At 67.6% G+C, this 17,994-nt stretch carries 20 protein-coding genes; 12 read left to right on the top strand and 8 right to left on the bottom strand.

Annotated features, from left to right (window positions below):
* The first annotated feature begins 95 nt into the window (after positions 1–95).
* From ppa to napE, 6 genes are all read left to right on the top strand, one after another.
* Entirely contained in the window at positions 96–641 is a 546-nt protein-coding gene (ppa, locus tag RAMLITH_RS03530; protein WP_168105924.1) for an inorganic diphosphatase, read from the top strand.
* Positions 642–764: 123 nt separating this feature from the next.
* Positions 765–1,079 carry a chaperone NapD gene (locus RAMLITH_RS03525; RefSeq protein WP_168105923.1) on the top strand — a complete coding sequence of 105 codons (315 nt, stop codon included), beginning with the start codon at positions 765–767 and terminating at the stop codon, positions 1,077–1,079.
* Positions 1,054–3,558 carry a periplasmic nitrate reductase subunit alpha gene (gene napA / locus RAMLITH_RS03520; RefSeq protein ID WP_168105922.1) on the top strand — a complete coding sequence of 835 codons (2,505 nt, stop codon included), beginning with the start codon at positions 1,054–1,056 and terminating at the stop codon, positions 3,556–3,558. The genes RAMLITH_RS03525 and napA overlap by 26 nt, the downstream gene beginning before the upstream one ends.
* 1 nt (position 3,559) lies before the next feature.
* Positions 3,560–4,051: a nitrate reductase cytochrome c-type subunit gene (locus RAMLITH_RS03515; protein WP_168105921.1), complete on the top strand. Its 492-nt coding sequence runs from the start codon at positions 3,560–3,562 to the stop codon at positions 4,049–4,051.
* 7 nt (positions 4,052–4,058) lie between these two features.
* Positions 4,059–4,640, top strand: a complete 582-nt coding sequence (locus RAMLITH_RS03510; RefSeq protein WP_168105920.1) for a cytochrome c3 family protein — start codon at positions 4,059–4,061, stop codon at positions 4,638–4,640.
* A complete protein-coding gene (napE, locus tag RAMLITH_RS03505) occupies positions 4,637–4,867 on the top strand; it encodes a periplasmic nitrate reductase, NapE protein (RefSeq protein ID WP_168105919.1) in 231 nt (76 codons plus the stop codon). Before RAMLITH_RS03510 ends, napE begins: the two co-directional genes overlap by 4 nt.
* 4 nt (positions 4,868–4,871) lie before the next feature.
* On the opposite strand, the gene RAMLITH_RS03500 is transcribed toward napE, so the two are convergent.
* On the bottom strand, positions 4,872–5,240 hold the full coding sequence (locus RAMLITH_RS03500; RefSeq protein WP_168105918.1) for an ArsR/SmtB family transcription factor: 369 nt from the start codon (positions 5,238–5,240) through the stop codon (positions 4,872–4,874).
* Between the two features lie 127 nt (positions 5,241–5,367).
* Here RAMLITH_RS03500 and RAMLITH_RS03495 point away from each other — a divergent pair, with 127 nt between their 5' ends.
* The 3 genes from RAMLITH_RS03495 to RAMLITH_RS03485 all read left to right on the top strand — a co-directional run bounded on the left by RAMLITH_RS03495 (position 5,368) and on the right by RAMLITH_RS03485 (position 9,027).
* Positions 5,368–6,798, top strand: a complete 1,431-nt coding sequence (locus tag RAMLITH_RS03495; RefSeq protein ID WP_168105917.1) for a tetrathionate reductase family octaheme c-type cytochrome — start codon at positions 5,368–5,370, stop codon at positions 6,796–6,798.
* Positions 6,799–6,925: 127 nt separating this feature from the next.
* Complete coding sequence (locus tag RAMLITH_RS03490) at positions 6,926–8,695, top strand: DUF3373 domain-containing protein (RefSeq protein ID WP_181017740.1); 1,770 nt, start codon at positions 6,926–6,928, stop codon at positions 8,693–8,695.
* Between the two features lie 11 nt (positions 8,696–8,706).
* Positions 8,707–9,027 (top strand): hypothetical protein, encoded by a 321-nt coding sequence (locus RAMLITH_RS03485; RefSeq protein ID WP_168105916.1) that lies wholly within the window; start codon positions 8,707–8,709, stop codon positions 9,025–9,027.
* 113 nt (positions 9,028–9,140) lie between these two features.
* Here the strand turns inward: RAMLITH_RS03485 and RAMLITH_RS03480 are convergent, their stop codons facing one another.
* Entirely contained in the window at positions 9,141–10,355 is a 1,215-nt protein-coding gene (locus RAMLITH_RS03480; protein ID WP_168105915.1) for a GNAT family N-acetyltransferase, read from the bottom strand.
* Between the two features lie 9 nt (positions 10,356–10,364).
* Between RAMLITH_RS03480 and RAMLITH_RS03475 the strand changes: the two genes are divergently transcribed.
* Positions 10,365–12,035 carry an NAD+ synthase gene (locus RAMLITH_RS03475; protein WP_168105914.1) on the top strand — a complete coding sequence of 557 codons (1,671 nt, stop codon included), beginning with the start codon at positions 10,365–10,367 and terminating at the stop codon, positions 12,033–12,035.
* Between the two features lie 122 nt (positions 12,036–12,157).
* Positions 12,158–12,496 (top strand): P-II family nitrogen regulator, encoded by a 339-nt coding sequence (locus tag RAMLITH_RS03470; RefSeq protein ID WP_168105913.1) that lies wholly within the window; start codon positions 12,158–12,160, stop codon positions 12,494–12,496.
* Positions 12,497–12,511: 15 nt separating this feature from the next.
* Here the strand turns inward: RAMLITH_RS03470 and RAMLITH_RS03465 are convergent, their stop codons facing one another.
* The 6 genes from RAMLITH_RS03465 to RAMLITH_RS03440 are packed head-to-tail and all read right to left on the bottom strand — an operon-like array spanning position 12,512 to position 15,803.
* Entirely contained in the window at positions 12,512–13,099 is a 588-nt protein-coding gene (locus RAMLITH_RS03465; protein ID WP_168105912.1) for an LOG family protein, read from the bottom strand.
* Positions 13,096–13,497, bottom strand: a complete 402-nt coding sequence (locus tag RAMLITH_RS03460; RefSeq protein WP_168105911.1) for a diacylglycerol kinase — start codon at positions 13,495–13,497, stop codon at positions 13,096–13,098. The genes RAMLITH_RS03465 and RAMLITH_RS03460 overlap by 4 nt, the downstream gene beginning before the upstream one ends.
* A gap of 28 nt (positions 13,498–13,525) precedes the next feature.
* A complete protein-coding gene (locus RAMLITH_RS03455; RefSeq protein WP_168105910.1) occupies positions 13,526–14,059 on the bottom strand; it encodes an RDD family protein in 534 nt (177 codons plus the stop codon).
* Positions 14,060–14,066: 7 nt separating this feature from the next.
* Positions 14,067–14,762, bottom strand: coding sequence for a DUF3106 domain-containing protein (locus RAMLITH_RS03450; protein ID WP_168105909.1), 696 nt, complete (start codon positions 14,760–14,762; stop codon positions 14,067–14,069).
* 58 nt (positions 14,763–14,820) lie between these two features.
* Positions 14,821–15,240 (bottom strand): DUF3619 family protein, encoded by a 420-nt coding sequence (locus RAMLITH_RS03445; RefSeq protein WP_168105908.1) that lies wholly within the window; start codon positions 15,238–15,240, stop codon positions 14,821–14,823.
* The gene (locus RAMLITH_RS03440; protein ID WP_168105907.1) at positions 15,237–15,803 is read right to left on the bottom strand and encodes an RNA polymerase sigma factor; all 567 of its coding nucleotides are present in this window, start codon (positions 15,801–15,803) and stop codon (positions 15,237–15,239) included. Before RAMLITH_RS03440 ends, RAMLITH_RS03445 begins: the two co-directional genes overlap by 4 nt.
* Before the next feature lie 278 nt (positions 15,804–16,081).
* On the opposite strand from RAMLITH_RS03440, the gene RAMLITH_RS03435 reads away from it, so the two are divergent.
* Positions 16,082–17,854, top strand: a complete 1,773-nt coding sequence (locus RAMLITH_RS03435; RefSeq protein WP_168105906.1) for an acetolactate synthase 3 catalytic subunit — start codon at positions 16,082–16,084, stop codon at positions 17,852–17,854.
* Positions 17,855–17,994: the final 140 nt, after the last annotated feature.

Genomic DNA, 17,994 nt, shown 5'->3' with positions numbered 1-17,994 from the left:
GCGTGGCTTCGCTGATTAAAATCAGGGTTATCACTGAGCCGGCTGTACCGGCTTCCCCACGCCCGCAGGGCGTTTTCTTTTTTTCAGGCCACGCGATGTCCCTCGACCAAGTCACCCCCGGCAAGCACGCCCCCGATGCCTTCAACGTGATCATCGAGATCCCGATGAATGCGGACCCGATCAAGTACGAGGTCGACAAGGAGACGGGCGCGATCTTCGTCGACCGCTTCATGAGCACGGCGATGCACTATCCGACCAACTACGGGTACGTGCCCAAGACGCTGAGCGGGGACGGCGACCCGGTCGACGTGCTGGTGATCACGCCGGTGCCGCTGATCCCGGGCGTGGTGGTTACCTGCCGGCCCCTGGGCATCCTCAAGATGGAGGACGAGGCGGGCGTCGACGGCAAGGTGCTGGCCGTGCCCACCCAGAAGATCCTGGGGCTGTACAGCCAGTGGCAAAAGCCCGAGGACCTGAACCCGCTGCGGCTGAAGACCATCGCCCATTTCTTCGAGCATTACAAGGACCTCGAGCCCGGCAAATGGGTCAAGATCCTCGGCTGGGAAGGCCCGGAGTCGGCGCGCAAGGAAGTCGCCGACGGCATCGCGAACTACCGGCTCCAGCATCCCGAGGCCGCCTGAGCCCCGCGGCGGGCGGTCGGCGCGACGGGCGTCGCGCCGCGCGGATGAGCCAGTGTGTCGCCGCCGCCGCCGCCTGAAACACTGATCCCACGGGAACGCGCGATCCACTAGACTCGCGCGTTCATGACCGCACCGCCCGATCCGCCGGCCGGCGTCTTCCATGTCGCCGGCGTCCTCGTGCAAACGCTGCCCGGATTCCAGCGATCCGTCGGGCAGCGGGTCGCCCAGGTGGCGGGCGCCTTCGTCCACGCCGAGTCCGGGGACGGCAAGCTGGTGGTCACCATCGAGTCCGAGGACGGCGCCTACATCCTGGACCAGCTCACGCAACTGCAGCACATGAGCGGCGTCATGTCGGCCGTGCTCGTGTCCGAACACAGCGAGCCGCTGTCGGCGGCCGACGAGGTACTTTCGCATGACCTTGCCCAAGACACGCCGTGACTTCATGAGGGACTCGGCGGCCGCGCTGGCCGCCGCCGCCGGCGGGGTCACCCTGCCGGCAGCCGCCCAGAACGTGATCATGGACAGTGCATCGAGCGAGCTGCGCTGGTCGAAGGCGCCGTGCCGCTTCTGCGGCGTCGGCTGCGGGGTGAACGTCGCGGTGAAGGCGGGCAAGGTGGTGGCCACGCACGGCGACCCGCAGGCCGAAGTCAACCGCGGCGTGAACTGCGTCAAGGGCTATTTCCTGTCGAAGATCATGTACGGCGAGGACCGCCTGACGACGCCGCTGCTGCGGATGAAGGACGGCCAGTACGACAAGAACGGCGAGTTCACGCCGGTCAGCTGGGACCAGGCTTTCGACGTGATGGCGCAGAAGTGGAAGCAGGCGCTGAAGGAGAAGGGGCCCTCCGCGGTCGGCATGTTCGGCTCCGGCCAGTGGACGATCTGGGAAGGTTACGCGGCCGTCAAGCTGATGAAGGCCGGCTTCCGCTCCAACAACCTCGACCCGAACGCGCGCCACTGCATGGCGTCGGCGGCGGTGGCCTTCATGCGCACCTTCGGCATGGACGAGCCGATGGGCTGCTACGACGACATCGAGCAGGCCGACGCCTTCGTGCTGTGGGGCTCCAACATGGCCGAGATGCACCCCGTGCTGTGGCAGCGCGTCTCCGGCCGCAAGCTGAGCGCGCCGCACGTGAACGTCGCCGTGCTTTCGACGTACGAGCACCGCAGCTTCGAGCTGGCCGACCTGCCGGTCATCTTCACGCCGCAGACCGACATCGCAATCCTGAACTACATCGCGAACTACATCATCGCGAAGAAGGCCTACGACCGCGAGTTCGTCTCGAAGCACGTCAACTTCAGGATGGGCAACACGGAAATCGGGTACGGCCTGCGGCCGGAGCACGAGCTGCAGAAGGCGGCGAGGAACGCGGCCGACGCGGGCGGCAGCAAGCCGAGCAACTTCGACGAGTTCGCCAGGGCCGTCTCCAGGTATGACGCCGACTACGTTTCTAAGCTGTCGGGCGTGCCGCGCGACAAGCTGGAGAAGCTGGCGCAGCTCTACGCCGATCCGAAGGTCAAGGTGATGTCGTTCTGGACGATGGGGTTCAACCAGCACACGCGCGGTGTCTGGGCCAACCATCTCGTCTACAACATCCACCTGCTCACCGGCAAGATTTCCACGCCGGGCAACAGCCCGTTCTCGCTGACGGGCCAGCCGTCGGCCTGCGGCACGGCGCGCGAGGTGGGCACCTTCTCGCACCGGCTCCCGGCCGACATGGTGGTGATGAACCCGAAGCACCGGCAGGCGGTGGAGGAGGTTTGGAAGCTGCCGCCCGGAACCATCCCCGACAAGCCGGGCTACCACGCCGTCCTGCAGAGCCGCATGCTCAAGGACGGCAAGATGAACTGCTACTGGCAGCAGGCCAACAACAACCTCCAGGCGGCGGCCAACCTCAATCAGGAGGGCTATCCGGGTTTCCGCAACCCGGCCAACTTCATCGTCGTCTCGGATGTCTATCCCACGGTGAGCACGGCCGCCGCCGACCTGATCCTGCCTACGGCGATGTGGGTGGAAAAGGAGGGTGCGTTCGGCAATGCGGAGCGGCGCACCCATTTCTGGCGCCAGCTGGTCGAGCCGCCGGGGCAGGCCCGCTCGGACCTGTGGCAACTGATGGAGTTCTCCAAGCGCTTCAGGATGGAGGAGGTCTGGCCGAAGGAGCTGCTGGACAGGAAGCCGGAATACCGCGGCAAGACCATGTACGAGGTGCTGTTCCGCAACGGCCAGGTGGACCAGTTTCCGCTGTCGCAGACCGACGCCAGCTACAGCAACATCGAGGCGAAGCACTTCGGCTTCTACGTGCAGAAAGGGCTGTTCGAGGAATACGCGAAGTTCGGCCGCGGCCATGGCCACGACCTCGCCCCCTTCGAGGAGTACCACAAGGTTCGCGGACTGCGCTGGCCGGTGGTGAACGGCAAGGAAACGCTCTGGCGCTACAGGGAAGGCACGGACCCCTACGTGAAGAAGGGGGCGGGCTACCAGTTCTACGGCCATCCCGACGGCAAGGCGATCATCTTCGGCTTCCCGTACGAGCCGCCTGCGGAGGTGCCCGACAAGGAGTACCCGCTGTGGCTGGTGACGGGGCGGGTCCTGGAGCACTGGCATTCCGGATCGATGACGCGGCGGGTGCCCGAACTGCACCGCGCCTTCCCCAACGCCGTGGTCTTCCTGCACCCCGAGGACGCCCGTGCGCTTGGTGTGCGGCGCGGCTCGGAGGTCGAGCTCGTCTCGCGCCGCGGCAGCATGCGCACCCGGGTCGAGACCCGCGGGCGCAACCGGCCGCCGCGGGGCGTCGTGTTCGTGCCCTGGTTCGATTCCAGCCAGTTGATCAACAAGCTGACGCTGGACGCCACCGATCCCATCTCGCTGCAGACCGACTTCAAGAAGTGCGGCTGCAAGGTCGTGAAGGTGGCCTGACATGCGCCGGCTCCTGATCTGCCTGCTGGCCCTGTGGACAGGCCTGGTGCTCGCCCAGCAGCCGCCCACCGTGCACAAGGACCCCTTCCGCGGCGACACGGCGTTCTCCGACAGCGCCCGTCCGCCGCCGCTCACCGGGGCGGAGAACAAGGACCTGAAGCGGGTGCGCTCCTACGCCATGCAGCCGCCCACCATTCCGCACTCGATCGACAACTACCAGATCGACCGCTTCGCCAACAAATGCATGATGTGCCATTCGCGCGTGGGCGCCGGCGAGAGCCAGGCGACGCCGATCAGCATCACGCACTACACCAATCGTGCCGGCGTGTTCCTCGCCGACGTGGACCCGCGCCGCTATTTCTGCGACACCTGCCACGTGGTGCAGATGGACGTGCAGCCGCGGGTGGCCAGCACGTTCGAGGACGTCGACGCGGTGGTGCGGCGCATGCGCGCCGATGCGGCGAAGGCCAAGGCCCAGGGGCGCGGCAAGTAGGCGGGCCATGAGAGACCTGATGCGCCGCTACTGGCGCACCCTCAAGCGCCCGAGCGTCCACTACAGCCTGGGCTTCCTCACGATCGGCGGCTTCATCGGCGGGGTCATCTTCTGGGGCGCCTTCAACACGGCACTGGAAGCGACCAACACCGAGCAGTTCTGCACCGGCTGCCACGAGATGCGCGACAACGTCTACGTGGAACTGCAGCCGACCATCCATTTCACCAATCGATCCGGCGTGCGCGCGAAATGCTCCGATTGCCACGTGCCGCACGACTGGACCGACAAGATGGCGCGCAAGATGCAGGCGTCCAAGGAGGTGTGGGGCAAGGTGTTCGGGACCATCAACACCCGCGAGAAGTTCCTCGACAAGCGGCTCGAACTCGCGCAGCGCGAATGGGCGCGGCTGCGGGCGAACGACTCGCTCGAGTGCCGCAACTGCCACAACTACGATTCGATGGACTTCACGCGCCAGAGCCAGCGCGCGTCCTACGCGCACTCCACGGCGCTCGACACCGGCGCCAAGACCTGCATCGACTGCCACAAGGGCATCGCCCATCGCTTGCCGAACATGGCGGGGATCCAATGAACCGACGAGTCATCGACACTGCGGCCGACGGCCGCCCGGCGCCCGCCGATCCGGCGCCCGCGGTGGTCGACGAGGAGGCCACGCAGCGCCGGCGCAGGAAGGAGGAGTTCCGCACCTGGTTCTTCCTCACCTTCGTGATGGCGCCCGTCCTGGCGGTGGCGATCGTCAGCGCCTACGGCTTCGCGGTCTGGTTCTACCAGCTGTTCGTCGGCCCGCCGGGCAGCTGAACCGTCACCCGGTGATCGCCCGGCCCACCGCCGCGCGGGCGGCCTCGCCGAAGCCGCGGTGGCGTTCCGCTTCTTCGGCGAAGCGCCGGTCGAGCTGGTCGCAGACCAGTTCGCACAGGCGGTAGACGCTCTCGTCGGCAAACCGGTAGTACGCGCTGGTGCCGCGCTGGGTCTTGGCCACCAGGCCGTTCTGGGCCAGCACCGCCAGATGCTTGGAAACGTTGGCCTGGGTGCACCCGGTCGCGGCGGTGATTTCGCCGACGTTGCGTTCGCCCTCCCGCAACTGGCTCAGGATCTTCAGGCGCATCGGCACGGACAGCGCACCGAAATAGCGCGCGACCAGCGCCAGCGCGTCTTCATCGAGGTTCTTCATGCCGCCTCCACCCGACCAACTATGGTGGGATTATTCGAAAACTCCATAACTACATCGACATATAACTGATCTGGATCAAAGTTTCACGGCGATCTCCGCCTAATTTTGCTGTGAAAGGGGATCGCTCATGTCGTTCCGGTATCTGGCAGCCTGCTTCCTGGCCGCCGTATTTGCTTCGGGCGCCATCCAGGCCGCCGAACCCGCCAAGGCGGCCAAGCCGCCCAGCCTCCATTCCCGCTTCAAGGTTCTGCAGCAGGACTTCCAGTCCGGGCCGGAAGTCACCAAGGCCTGCCTCACCTGCCACAAGAATGCCTCCAAGCAGATCCACAAGACGCAGCACTGGAAATGGGAGTACGTGAACCCCGCCGGGCAGGTGCTGGGCAAGCGCAACGTCGTCAACAACTTCTGCACCTCCACGGCGACCAACATGTCGGGCTGCGCCTCCTGCCATGTGGGTTACGGGCTGAAGGACGCCTCGTTCAACTTCAATTCGGAGGAGAACGTCGACTGCCTGGTGTGCCATGACCGGACCGGACGCTACAAGAAGCCGTCGGGCCTGTTCGGCAACGTCTACGCCAAGGATGTCGAGATGCCGCCGGGCTCCGGCAAGTTCGTCAAGGGCATCGACCTGAAGGGCGTGGCGCAGAACGTCGGCCGCACCAGCCGTGCGAGCTGCGGGGCCTGCCACTTCTACGGCGGCGGCGGCGACGGCGTGAAGCATGGCGACATCGACTCCTCCCTGGAAGCGCCGGAAGCGGCCGTCGACGTCCACATGGACGCCAAGGGCCTGAACTTCAACTGCACCACCTGCCACCGCACCCTCAACCACGACGTGCCCGGCAGCCGCTACGGCCCGATGAACGTCACCTTCACGTGCGAGTCCTGCCACAACACCAAGGCGTTCCACAAGGACAAGGACATCGACCGCCACAACAAGTTCATGGCCTGCCAGACCTGTCACATCCCGAGCTTCGCGCGCGGCGGCGTGCCGACCAAGATGGCCTGGGACTGGTCGACCGCGGGCAAGAGGGACGCCTCCGGCAAGCCGTTCGTCAAGCGCGACGCCAATGGCTACGAGGTCTACAACTCCATCAAGGGCGACTTCGTGCTCCAGGAGAACGTGGTGCCGGCGTATGCATGGTTCAACGGCACGGTGCGTCACCAGACCCCGGGCGAACGCATCCAGCCGGGGCAGGGCCCGGTGGCGATCAACTGGTTCGAAGGCTCGCCCAAGGACGGCAAGTCCAAGATCTGGCCGGTCAAGGTGTTCCGCGCCAAGCAGGCCTGGGACCCGGTGAACCAGACGCTGGCGATCACGCATCTGGCCGGCAACGACGACACGGCGTACTGGAAGAACCTCGACTGGAAGAAGGCGGTGGCCACCGGCATGAAGGCGGTCAACCAGCCGTTCTCGGGCCAGGTCGGCTTCATCGAGACGTACAGCATGTGGCCGATCACGCACATGGTGGCGCCGAAGTCGAAGGCATTGCCATGCGACGCCTGCCACGACAACAAGAACGGCCGCATGCAGCACGTGCCCGGCGTCGAGCCCGACTGAGGCACGCAACGAGCGAAGAAGCGCACCCGCGACGACGGCGTGCGCCACACAGCAACAGGAGGAGGGGGAACGCCGTGCGAGGGCCGGCGCTCCCGGAGGAGCCCGTGTCCCACAAGGAGAATGATCGATGAGCAGGAGAAAGCTGTCCCGCGTCATGGCGGCGGTGGCGGTGGTGCTCGCGCCGATGGGCGCCCTGGCCGCCGACGAAGACGTGCTGAAGAGGATCGATGCGCTGTCGCGCGAGATCGAGCAGCTCAAGGCGCAGGTCCGCGCCACCGAGGACAAGGCGGCCAGGACCGCGGCCGACACCAAGGCGGTGGTCCAGCGGGCCCAGGAGCGGTCGCTCGACCGGTGGCTGACGATCGGCGGCGACTACCGCTTCCGCATCGACCACCTGCGCGGCGAGACGCGCCCGTTCACCGACGTCGGCGCGACGTTCGCGAACGCACAGAACCTGCTGCAGGGCGACTTCTTCGGCAATCCCAGCGGCATCTCCAGCTTCTTCGGGGCGCCGCAGGCCGGCGGCATGAGCACGGCCGGCGCCCTGTCGGGCCTGATGGCCTTCGCGCAGGGGATGAACGGCGTTCGCACGTACGACCAGGCACTGGGATTCCTCGGCACGCCGCAGAACGCGGGGATGGCGCAGGGGATCGGCGCCTTTGCCGTTCCGGTGCCGGCGTACAAACCGAAGAACGACACCTTGTACACCAACCGGCTGCGCCTGGACCTGCACGCGAAGGCGACGCAGGACGTCAGCGTCACGACCCGGCTCGCGATGTACAAGACCTTCGGCGCGCAGGACGACGCCGCAGCCACCAACGGCGGCGCGGCGCCGTTCTTCGCCGACCGCGTGGGCGTCTTCGACGGCACGCTGGGCCACGTGCCTTCCAGCGGCGAGGTGGCGGTGGACCGCGCCTACGGCACCTGGAGCAACATCGGCGGACGTGACCTGTGGTTCTCCGTCGGCCGCCGGCCCTCCACCAACGGCGCCCCGAGCAACCTCAAGCTCAACGAGCCGCGTCCGGGCAACGGCGGCACGCCGTCGCTGCTGGTGGATTACGCCTTCGACGGCATGACGCTCGGCTATGCGCCCGACATCGACGGGCTGCCCGGCGCCTACGGCAAGATCTGCTACGGCCGAGGCTTCGAGAGCGGCTTCCGGAACACGCCGGCGAACTCGATCTCCGACACCGACATGCTCGGCATCTCCCTGGTGCCGATCGACACCGACAAGCTGCGGGTCTGGGCCCAGTGGAACCGCGGTTTCCACATCTTCGACGCGCCGAAGATGAAGGGGACCTACTTCGGCGACACCGCGCCGCGCGCGGACCTCGGGGACATCGACTGGTTCGGCATCGGCGCGATGAGCACCATCAAGAACGTCGGTCCGGGCAACCTGAACATCTTCGGCGACGTGGCGCTGAGCGTCACGCGCCCGAACCAGAACGTGTCGGCCCAGTTCGGCTTCCAGGGCCTGCTCACCGGCGGCTTCCTGTCGCCCGAGGCGCCTTCCCGCAAGCGCGGCAACGCCATCGCGGTCGGAATGCGCTACGACCTGCCGTCGCGCACGAAGGTGGGCCTGGAGTTCAACCGCGGCTCGAAGAACTGGATCACGTTCGCGCCGGCCGCCGACGACATCCTGACGGCCAAGGCCGGCACGCGCGGCAACGTGTACGAGACCTACCTGATCCAGGAGCTGGACAGCAAGCCGATCTCGTCCTTTGCCTCGAAGGCGTTCTTCAAGCTCGGCTTCGTGTACTACGACTTCAAGTACACGGGCAGCAACAACTGGGTCGGCGCCCCGGTCGCGATCTCCGACATGAACGGCCAGTTCAGCGCCCTCGCGCCGCTGAAGAAGGCCTACGACATCTACGGCACGTTCGAAGTGAAGTTCTGAAGGGTGGAATCATGAGCAAGACATTGCCAGCCGCACTGCGGATCGCGGTGCTGGCAGCAGCGGCATTCGCGTGGCAGGGGGCGGCGGCGCAGGACGTCACCGTCGTCGGCCCGGTGACGAAGATCGTGCTGTCGGCCGACGGCCAGTCCGCGGTGGCGACGCTCAAGGACAGCAAGTCCGGCGGCGAGGTGCAGCTGAACGTCACCGACGAGCTGACCCTCGACAAGTTCAAGGACAAGCGCATCGTCGAGGGCGACGAGATCCGTGCGCGGTTCCAGAACAAGGACGGCCAGAACGCCAGCAAGTCGTTCCGCAAGACGGCCGGCTGCTGACCCCGTGCAGCGCCCGCGGAAGGGGTGGCAAGTCTCCTGACTCCTTGCCGCCGCTTCCGCGGCCACGCTGCACCTTCACGCGGCCGGGCCGCGGGAAAGTGGCATTCCAGGAGTCATCCGGCGTGCCGGAACGGGCTGCGCCGCTCCAGGCGGTCGAGGTAGTGCTCGATTCCCCGGCCTTCGCGGGCCAGGAAGCGTTCGACCGCATCGGCGAAGGCCGGGTGGGCCAGCCAATGGGCGCTGGTCGTCTTCGCCGGCATCAATGCCCGCGCCATCTTGTGCTCACCCTGGGCGCCGCCTTCGAAGCGGTCCCAGCCATGGGCGATGCACCACTGCAGCGGCTGGTAGTAGCAGGCCTCGAAATGCAGGCAGTCGACGCGTTCCAGCGCCCCCCAGTACCGTCCGTATGCCACGCGCCCGGCGCCTGGAGCCCGGGGCTGGCGCGGCGGCTCGTTCAGCGCCACCAGGCTGGCTGCGATCGGCCGGTCGCCGCGCTCGGCGACGAACAGCAGCCAGTGCTGCGGCAGCGTTGCCGCCATGCGGCGGAAGAAGTCGCGCGTGAGGTACGGCGCGTTGCCGTGCTCGAGGTAGGTGCGTTCGTAGCAGCGATAGAAGAAATCCCAGTCGGCGGCGGCGATGCCGGCACCGGTGCTGGATCGGAACGTCACGCCGGCGTCGGCCACCTTGCGCCGCTCCTGCCGGATCTTCTTGCGTTTGTCGTGCGCCAGGCTGGCGAGGAAAGTGTCGAAGCTGGCGTAGCGGCCGCCGGCATCCACGGATTCGCTCCCGCCGTTGTGCCAGTGGAACTGGACCGTATGGCGCAACATGAGCCCCGCTTCCTCGCACGCCGCCACGTCCTCGCCGGCGCCGAACAGCAGGTGCAGCGAGGAGAGCTTCTCCCGCCGGCACCAAGTCAGCAGCGTTTCGAGCAGGGCCAGTCGCGCGGCCGCGTCGCGGGCCAGCAGGCGCGTGCCCGGCACGGGCGTGAACGGCACGGCGACCAGGCCCTTCGGGTAGTAGTCGAGCCCGTGCTCCTGGTACGCGTTCGCCCAGGCCCAGTCGAATACGTACTCGCCGTACGAGTGGTCCTTCAGGTACAAGGCACACGCGGCGTGCAATTCGCCGCCGCGCGTGAGGGTGAAGAACTTCGGCGTCCAGCCGGTGCCGGCGGTGGCGCTGCCGCTGGCCTCGAGCGCGGCCAGGTATTCGTGCCGCAGGAAAGGCGTCGGGTGGGCCTGCAGAGCCAGCAGCGCATTCCATTCGGCCGGGTCGACCTGCGACGCTGCGCCGACGACCTTGCTGACATAATCGTCCGGGTTGTTCTTCACTGACTGCCCATGGCTCTCAAGATCTCCATCGCCCAGCTCAACTTCCTGGTCGGCGACACGGCCGGCAACGCCCAGAAGATCGTTGCCGCCGCGAAGACCGCCTACCTCCAGGGGGCGCGGCTGGTGCTGACGCCGGAGCAGTCGATCTGCGGCTATCCGGCCGAGGACCTGCTGCTGCGGCCCGCGTTCGTCGCGGCCTGCGATGATGCCGTGAAACAGGTGGCCCGCGAGCTGGCGGGGTTGAAGGGCCTGCACGTGGTGGTGGGCCACCCGATGGGCGGCGACATCCGGTCGAAGTCGGTGCAGGTGCAGCGCCGCTTCAACGCGGCGAGCGTGGTGAGCGAAGGCCGCGTGCTGGAGACCTACGCCAAGCGCGAACTGCCCAATTACCAGGTCTTCGACGAGCGCCGCTACTTCACGCCGGGGCAGGGTACCTGCGTGTTCCAGGTCGAAGACGTCAACGTCGGCCTGTTGATCTGCGAGGACGCGTGGTTCGAGGAGCCCGCGCTGCTGGCGAAGGAGACCGGCGCCGAACTGCTGGCCGTCATCAACGCCTCGCCCTTCCACATCGGCAAGGGCGGCGAGCGCGTGGCGCGCATGGCCGAGCGCGCGCAGGCCGTGGGGCTGCCCGTGATCTATGCCCATTCGGTCGGGGGCCAGGACGAGATCGTGTTCGACGGCGCCTCGTTCGCCGTGGACGCCGCCGGCACGCTGGTGGCGCGCGCGCCGGCGTTCCAGGAGACCATCTTCACCCTGCAGGCGGCGCGGCCGGCCGCCCCGGGCCCGCTCGAACTGGGCGGTCCGATCGCGCACGAACGCTCGCCCGAAGCCGACCTGTGGGACGCGCTGGTCATGGGGGTGCGCGACTACATCGGCAAGAACGGCTTTCCCGGCGTGCTGCTGGGCCTGTCCGGCGGCATCGACTCGGCGCTCGTGCTGGCGATCGCCGTCGACGCGCTGGGCCGCGACAAGGTGCGGGCAGTCATGATGCCGTCGCCGTACACCGCCGACATCTCGTCGATCGATGCGCGCGACATGGCGGCGCGCCTGGGCGTGCGCTACGACGAGATCTCGATCGTGCCCGAATTCGACGCCTTCCGCGCCTCGCTCGCCGGCGAGTTCAAGGGGCTGCCAGAGGACACGACCGAGGAGAACATCCAGGCCCGCATCCGCGGCGTGCTGCTGATGGCGCTGTCCAACAAGTTCGGCAGCATCGTGCTGACCACCGGCAACAAGAGCGAGATGGCGACCGGCTACTGCACGCTGTACGGCGACATGGCGGGCGGGTTTGCCGTGATCAAGGACCTGCTGAAGACGACGGTGTTCCGCCTGGCCAGGTGGCGCAACATCCACGACCCGTACGGCACCGGCATCAGCCCGATTCCGGAGCGGATCATCACGCGCCCGCCGAGCGCCGAGCTGCGGCCGGACCAGGTCGACCAGGACAGCCTGCCGCCCTACGAGATCCTGGACGCGATCCTCGAGCGGTACATGGAGAACGACCAGGGGGTCGAGGAGATCATCGCGGCCGGCTTCGAACGCGCCGTGGTCGAGCGCGTGGCGCGGCTGATCCGCATCAACGAATACAAGCGGCGGCAGGCGCCGGTCGGGATCCGGGTGACGCACCGCAGCTTCGGCAAGGACTGGCGCTATCCGATCACCGGCAAGTTCCGTCTCTGAAACCCTGCGGGACGGATCTTCAGCTCCATCCTCAACCGGTCAAGCGCGTCGGCTGCGCCATGCGGGCAATGGCGCTATCCTATGATCGGCAAGTTCCTCGCCCGATTACCACTGGATTCCACATGAAACAGATCACCGCCGTCGTCAAGCCGTTCAAGCTGGAGGAGGTGCGCGAGGCACTGGCCGAATGCGGCGTGACCGGCCTCACCGTCACCGAGGTGAAGGGCTTCGGCCGCCAGAAAGGCCACACCGAGCTCTATCGCGGGGCCGAATACGTGGTCGACTTCCTGCCCAAGGTGAAGGTGGAGGTGGTGGTCAAGGACGACGACGTGGAACGCTGCGTGGACGCGATCGTGAAGGCCGCGCGCACCGGCAAGATCGGCGACGGCAAGATCTTCATCACCAGCATCGAGCGCGTCGTGCGCATCCGCACCGGCGAGACCGACGAGTCGGCGATCTGAGCGACGGCCCGGCCGTCAGATTTCCGACAGGTCGACCGCCCCGGTCCGCGTCGTCGCCGCCTGCGCCAGCTCGCCCAGCAACTGGCCGGCTTCGCTGCCTACGCGAACCAGGTCCATCTGCCAGTCGTTCATGTAGCCGTGCCGCACGCTGGCCGCGAGGAAGGCCAGCAGCGGGTCGTAGTACCCCTGGGCGTTGAGGATGCCGACCGGCTTGTCGTGGTAGCCCAGCTGGCGCCAGGTCCACACCTCGAACAGCTCCTCCAGGGTGCCGATGCCGCCCGGCAGGGCGAGGAAGGCGTCGGCGCGCTCGGCCATCATGCGCTTGCGATCGTGCATGTTGTCCACGACGTGCAGCTCGGTGCAATCGAGCTTGGCGAACTCGCGGTCCACCAGCGCGTGCGGGATGATGCCGACCACCCGCCCGCCGGCTTCCAAGGTCGCGTCGGCCACCACCCCCATCAGCCCGTTGTTGCCGCCGCCGTACACCAGCTGGCCCTTGTGCGCGCCGATCCAGCGGCCGACCTGCTGCGCGAGTTCGATGAAGTCCGGCACGGCGCCCAGGCGCGAGCCGCAGTAGACGCACAGGGAGAAACTGGGGGTCATGCAAGAAACCTCTGGTGGAGCGCCGCGGCCCAGATCGCGCCGGCGAGCAGCACCGTGAGCAGCACGGCGGCGCTGCCCATGTCCTTGGCGCGCTTGGACAGCGCGTGCCACTCCGGGCCCACGCGGTCGACGGCCGTCTCGATGGCGGTGTTGAGCAGTTCGACGATCATCAGCAGCACGACCGAGCCGGCCAGCAGGGCGACTTCCACCCAGGTGCGGCCCAGCCAGAAGGCGAGCGGCACCAGCACGACCGCGGCCACCGCCTCGCTGCGGAAGGCCGCCTCTTGCCAGCCGGCCCGCAGGCCGGCCAGCGAGAAGCCGGTGGCGTGCCACAGGCGGCTGAGTCCGGAGCGCCTCTTCTGCTGCTCGGCGGGCGATGCCAGGTCGATCTGCGGCATGGATCGATTGTCTCCCACGCGCGCGGCCTCAGGTGCCTTCGGGCACCAGCCGCGTGCCCGCGAGTGCGTCGTGCCAGAACTGGCGCTGCGGATGCAGCCGGCTCAGCAAGGCCCAGAACACCACCCAGCCGCCGGCCACCAGTGTGGCGTGCAGCGGCGTCACGGGTACGAACGCCAGCACGGCCAGCGGCGGCAGGAACCACGACCAGCTGCAAAGGTAGCGCAGGAGCGCGCGCGCCTGGCTCAGGCGCCGGCCGGAGGCATCGACGACACGGATTTTCCACGTCTTCATCGCCAGCGTCTGGCCCCTGCTCCAGAACCAGGCGAAGTAGATCGCGAAGACGACGAACAGGAAGGCCTGCAGCAGCGGGCGGCGCGCGTCCATGGCGTCGCGGACCTGCCCCAGGGCGCTGAAGAGCCAGCCGGCCACGAATACCACGGCAAACAGCAGCACGCCTTCGTAGGCCCAGCACGCCATGCGGCGCGCCAGCGGTGGAGCAACGAGTGACGATGCGACGTGCGACGGGGCCGGGGCCGCGCCCACGGCGCGTTTCGATGCCATCGGCGGATCAGCCGGCCCGGCCGGGGACCGACGCGGGCGTGGCCGGGGCGGCCGCCGGCGGCATCACCGCGCTCGCGCCGGCGGCAGGGGCGGACGCCGCGGCGCGCGGCCCCCCCGCCGCGGCAGGACGCGAGGCCGGCGACCGGGGCTTGGGCACTTTGGCCAGCTTGTCCTGGGGCACCGGCTTGATGGCGGCCGCCGTCACCGGGGGTTTGGCGGCCGACGCCGCCAGCTTGCGCTTTTCTTCCGGCGACAAGGCCTGGTAGGCCTCCCACTTGGCCCGCTTCTCGTCGGCGGACAACTCCTTCGTGGTCCCGAAATTCAACCGCGCGCGGGTGCGCTGCTGCGGCGTGAGCGCCGCCCATTCCGTCATGCGACTGTGCAACTTCGCCTGCTCGTCGGCGGACAGGGTCGGGAAGGTGGGGGCCAGGGCCTGCCACTTGCGTTTCTGGGCGGGACTGAGCGTGTTCCAGGTGCCGGCCAGGGGTGCGAGCGACTGCCTCTCGGCCGGGCTCAGCTCGGTCCACAGCGGCGCGGTGACCCGGCGGGTGGCTCGCGCGCTGGCCGGCTTGGAAGCAGCGCGGGCTGGCTGGGACGCCGCTGGCTGCACGGGGGTGGCGAGGGCCGGCGCCGGCGCCAGCACCGGCGGAGGTGCTGGCGTTTCGGCAAAGGCCGCGCCGGCGGCCAGTGCCAGGGCTGCCATGGCGGCGCGCCACGGCGAAGTGAAGCCTCGGACTGCGGGAGGTCGCATCGGCACTGCGTCAGCGGCCGGACTTGAGGAACTGGACGAAGCCCGGGTCGGCGTAGGCGGACGGGGGCAGGTCATCGGTGAGCAGCGCGGCGTCCACTTCGGCGACTTCGCTGGCGCGCCGGTCGTTCATGAAATTGTTGATGAGGACCAGGCCACCGACCAGCACCACCAGCGGCAGCACGCTGCCGACCTGCTGCCAGAAGCCGAAGCCGCGCTTGCCGAGCGACAGTGCGGCGGCATGGCCGTTGGGCACGACCTGGGGCGCGGCAGCCTCGGCCTTGCGGCTGGCCAGGGCCTGCATCCGCGCGGCGCGCAGCCGTTCGGTCACGTGGTATGGGAGCTCGGCAGTCCCGGCCGACAAGCGTCTGCCGACTGCGCGCCCGAACTGCTCGTGGAGCTGGCCGGGCACTGTGGATTCGATCTTCGTCATGGTTGTATGCCCTTTGCCCTCAGCGCCTTGCCGAGGGCCGCAACCGCCCGCGAGCAGTGGGTCTTGACACTGCCTTCGGAGCAGCCCATGGCAGCCGCCGTTTCGGCCACGTCCATGTCCTCCCAGTAACGCATCAGAAAGGCTTCCCGTTGACGCGCGGGAAGCTCCTGGACGTGGAACTCGATCTCCCGCAGGATCTGCGCCCGCCGGGTCGCGTCCTCGGCGCTCTCAGCCTGCTGCGTGCCCTCGCCGAACGCGAACGACTCCAGCAGGTCGAATTCTCCGTCATCCGAGGCCGACTCGAAGTCGCTCATGTTCGAGAACAGGGCGTTGCGGGTCTTCTGGCGGCGGAACCAGTCCAGCGTGCAGTTCGACAGGATCCGCTGGAACAGCATCGGCAGCTCGCCGGTCGGCTTGTCTCCATAGTGCTCGGCCAGCTTCATCATCGCCTCCTGCACGATGTCGAGCGCCGCTTCCTCGTCGCGAACGTGGTAGATCGAGCGCTTGAAAGCGCGTTTCTCGACGCTCTTGAGAAAGTCGGACAGTTCTTGTTCGGTGGCCAAGGAGTCGGACCTGGGACTGGGGGAGGCCGCCGGGCGGCTGCGGTGGCTGGGCCGGACGGCCGGCAGCGCGAAATTATGGCATTGCAGGGGCAATCCCTTGCGGGACGGTCGTGTTGCAGTGCGATAATGCCGCCTGCACATCAAAAGGCAAACGAGCCCGGATCCGGCGGTGAAGCATCCGTCCATGGTCCGAGGTTCAAAGTCCCGAGGCGGCTTCACGAGAGCGCGCTGCAGGGGCACCCAAGGTTTTTCGTCAGAGAAATTCACAAAGGTTGATCATGGAAATCTCCAAGGCCGAACTCAAGTCCGCCGCCGCGGCCGGCGACCGGACGCCCGAACTGCGCGGCGCCGAAATCCTCGTCAAGACCCTGCAGGCCGAGAACGTCAGGTACATCTGGGGCTACCCCGGCGGCGCCGTCCTGCACATCTACGACGCCCTGTACAAGCAGGAAACCATCCAGCACGTGCTGGTGCGCCACGAGCAGGCCGCCGTCCATGCCGCCGACGGCTACGCCCGCGCCACCGGCGACGTCGGCGTCGCGCTCGTCACGTCAGGGCCCGGGGTGACCAATGCCGTCACCGGCATCGCCACCGCCTACATGGACAGCATCCCGATGGTGATCATCACCGGCCAGGTGCCGACGGCGGCCATCGGGCTGGACGCCTTCCAGGAGTGCGATGCGGTGGGCATCACGCGCCCGATCGTCAAGCACAACTTCCTGGTCAAGGACGTCAAGGACCTGGCCGCCGTGATGCGCCGCGCCTTCCACATCGCGCGCAGCGGCCGACCCGGCCCCGTGGTGGTCGACATCCCCAAGGACGTCTCGTTCAACCGCACCACCTACGTCGCCCAGCCCGAGAAGGTGGAGATGCGGTCGTACAACCCGGTGCGCAAGGGCCACGGCGGCCAGATCCGCAAGGCGCTGCAATTGCTGCTGGCGGCCCGGCGGCCGTACATCTACACCGGCGGCGGCGTGGTCCTGTCCAACGCGTCGGCGGAACTGCGCGAACTGGTCGACCTGCTCGGCTACCCGATCACCAACACGCTCATGGGGCTGGGCGCCTATCCGGGCACCGACCCCAAGTTTCTCGGCATGCTCGGGATGCATGGCACGCTCGAGGCCAACAACGCGATGCAGAACTGCGACGTGCTGCTGGCCGTCGGCGCGCGGTTCGACGATCGCGTCATCGGCAACCCCAAGCACTTCGCCCAGAACGAGCGCAAGATCATCCACATCGACGTCGATCCCTCGAGCATCTCCAAGCGGGTGCGCGTCGACATCCCGATCGTGGGCGACGTGAAGGAAGTGCTGGCCGAGCTGATCGCGATGATCAGGGAAGGCGGCGCCCGGCCCGACGCGCAGGCGCTCGGCGCCTGGTGGGACACGATCGAGGGCTGGCGCCGGCGCGACTGCCTGCGCTACGACCGTGGCAACAAGGACGTGATCAAGCCGCAGCACGTGATCGAGACCCTGTGGAACCAGACCCGCGACGTCGAGGCCTACATCACGTCGGACGTCGGCCAGCACCAGATGTGGGCGGCGCAGTACTACAAGTTCCAGGAGCCGCGCCGCTGGATCAACTCCGGCGGCCTGGGCACCATGGGCGTCGGCATCCCGTACGCGATGGGCATCAAGCTCGCCAAGCCGGATGCCGAGGTGTACGCGATCACCGGCGAAGGCTCGGTGCAGATGTGCATCCAGGAGCTGTCGACCTGCCTGCAGTACAACACGCCGATCAAGATCGTTTCGCTGAACAACCGCTACCTGGGCATGGTGCGGCAGTGGCAGGAGCTCGATTACGAGGGCCGCTACAGCCACAGCTACATGGACGCGCTGCCGAATTTCGTGAAGCTCGCCGAGGCCTATGGCCACGTGGGCATGCTGATCGAGCATGCCCGCGACGTCGAGCCGGCGCTGCGGGAAGCCCGCAAGCTGAAGGACCGGACGGTGTTCATGGATTTCCGCACCGACCCGACCGAGAACGTGTTCCCGATGGTGAAGGCCGGGAAGGGCATCACCGAAATGCTGCTGGGGTCGGAGGACCTCTAAACCCAACGGCCGAACAGAGGTTTTCCTTTGCGGGCTCTACGTACTTCTGCGGCCTCTGCGTCCGGAAGTCCGAATTCCAACTGAAGACGAATCTATTGGCTGCCGAGCCGCCCGGTTACCGCCGGGCGGGGAGGGCACCG

Origin of the sequence: Ramlibacter lithotrophicus, from assembly GCF_012184415.1 — a bacterium.
Lineage (GTDB): Bacteria > Pseudomonadota > Gammaproteobacteria > Burkholderiales > Burkholderiaceae_C > Ramlibacter > Ramlibacter lithotrophicus.
This window is presented reverse-complemented; position numbering and strand designations above follow the sequence as displayed.

Coding starts and splice junctions, on each gene's coding strand:
- RAMLITH_RS03465 (WP_168105912.1), bottom strand. CDS start 13,099: ATGACCCCCAGTTTCTCCCTGTGCGTCTACTGCGGCTCGCGCCTGGGC.
- napA (WP_168105922.1), top strand. CDS start 1,054: ATGACCTTGCCCAAGACACGCCGTGACTTCATGAGGGACTCGGCGGCC.
- RAMLITH_RS03455 (WP_168105910.1), bottom strand. CDS start 14,059: ATGGCATCGAAACGCGCCGTGGGCGCGGCCCCGGCCCCGTCGCACGTC.
- RAMLITH_RS03460 (WP_168105911.1), bottom strand. CDS start 13,497: ATGCCGCAGATCGACCTGGCATCGCCCGCCGAGCAGCAGAAGAGGCGC.
- RAMLITH_RS03435 (WP_168105906.1), top strand. CDS start 16,082: ATGGAAATCTCCAAGGCCGAACTCAAGTCCGCCGCCGCGGCCGGCGAC.
- RAMLITH_RS03515 (WP_168105921.1), top strand. CDS start 3,560: ATGCGCCGGCTCCTGATCTGCCTGCTGGCCCTGTGGACAGGCCTGGTG.
- ppa (WP_168105924.1), top strand. CDS start 96: ATGTCCCTCGACCAAGTCACCCCCGGCAAGCACGCCCCCGATGCCTTC.
- RAMLITH_RS03470 (WP_168105913.1), top strand. CDS start 12,158: ATGAAACAGATCACCGCCGTCGTCAAGCCGTTCAAGCTGGAGGAGGTG.
- RAMLITH_RS03500 (WP_168105918.1), bottom strand. CDS start 5,240: ATGAAGAACCTCGATGAAGACGCGCTGGCGCTGGTCGCGCGCTATTTC.
- RAMLITH_RS03525 (WP_168105923.1), top strand. CDS start 765: ATGACCGCACCGCCCGATCCGCCGGCCGGCGTCTTCCATGTCGCCGGC.
- RAMLITH_RS03445 (WP_168105908.1), bottom strand. CDS start 15,240: ATGACGAAGATCGAATCCACAGTGCCCGGCCAGCTCCACGAGCAGTTC.
- RAMLITH_RS03450 (WP_168105909.1), bottom strand. CDS start 14,762: ATGGCAGCCCTGGCACTGGCCGCCGGCGCGGCCTTTGCCGAAACGCCA.
- napE (WP_168105919.1), top strand. CDS start 4,637: ATGAACCGACGAGTCATCGACACTGCGGCCGACGGCCGCCCGGCGCCC.
- RAMLITH_RS03510 (WP_168105920.1), top strand. CDS start 4,059: ATGAGAGACCTGATGCGCCGCTACTGGCGCACCCTCAAGCGCCCGAGC.
- RAMLITH_RS03485 (WP_168105916.1), top strand. CDS start 8,707: ATGAGCAAGACATTGCCAGCCGCACTGCGGATCGCGGTGCTGGCAGCA.
- RAMLITH_RS03495 (WP_168105917.1), top strand. CDS start 5,368: ATGTCGTTCCGGTATCTGGCAGCCTGCTTCCTGGCCGCCGTATTTGCT.
- RAMLITH_RS03490 (WP_181017740.1), top strand. CDS start 6,926: ATGAGCAGGAGAAAGCTGTCCCGCGTCATGGCGGCGGTGGCGGTGGTG.
- RAMLITH_RS03475 (WP_168105914.1), top strand. CDS start 10,365: ATGGCTCTCAAGATCTCCATCGCCCAGCTCAACTTCCTGGTCGGCGAC.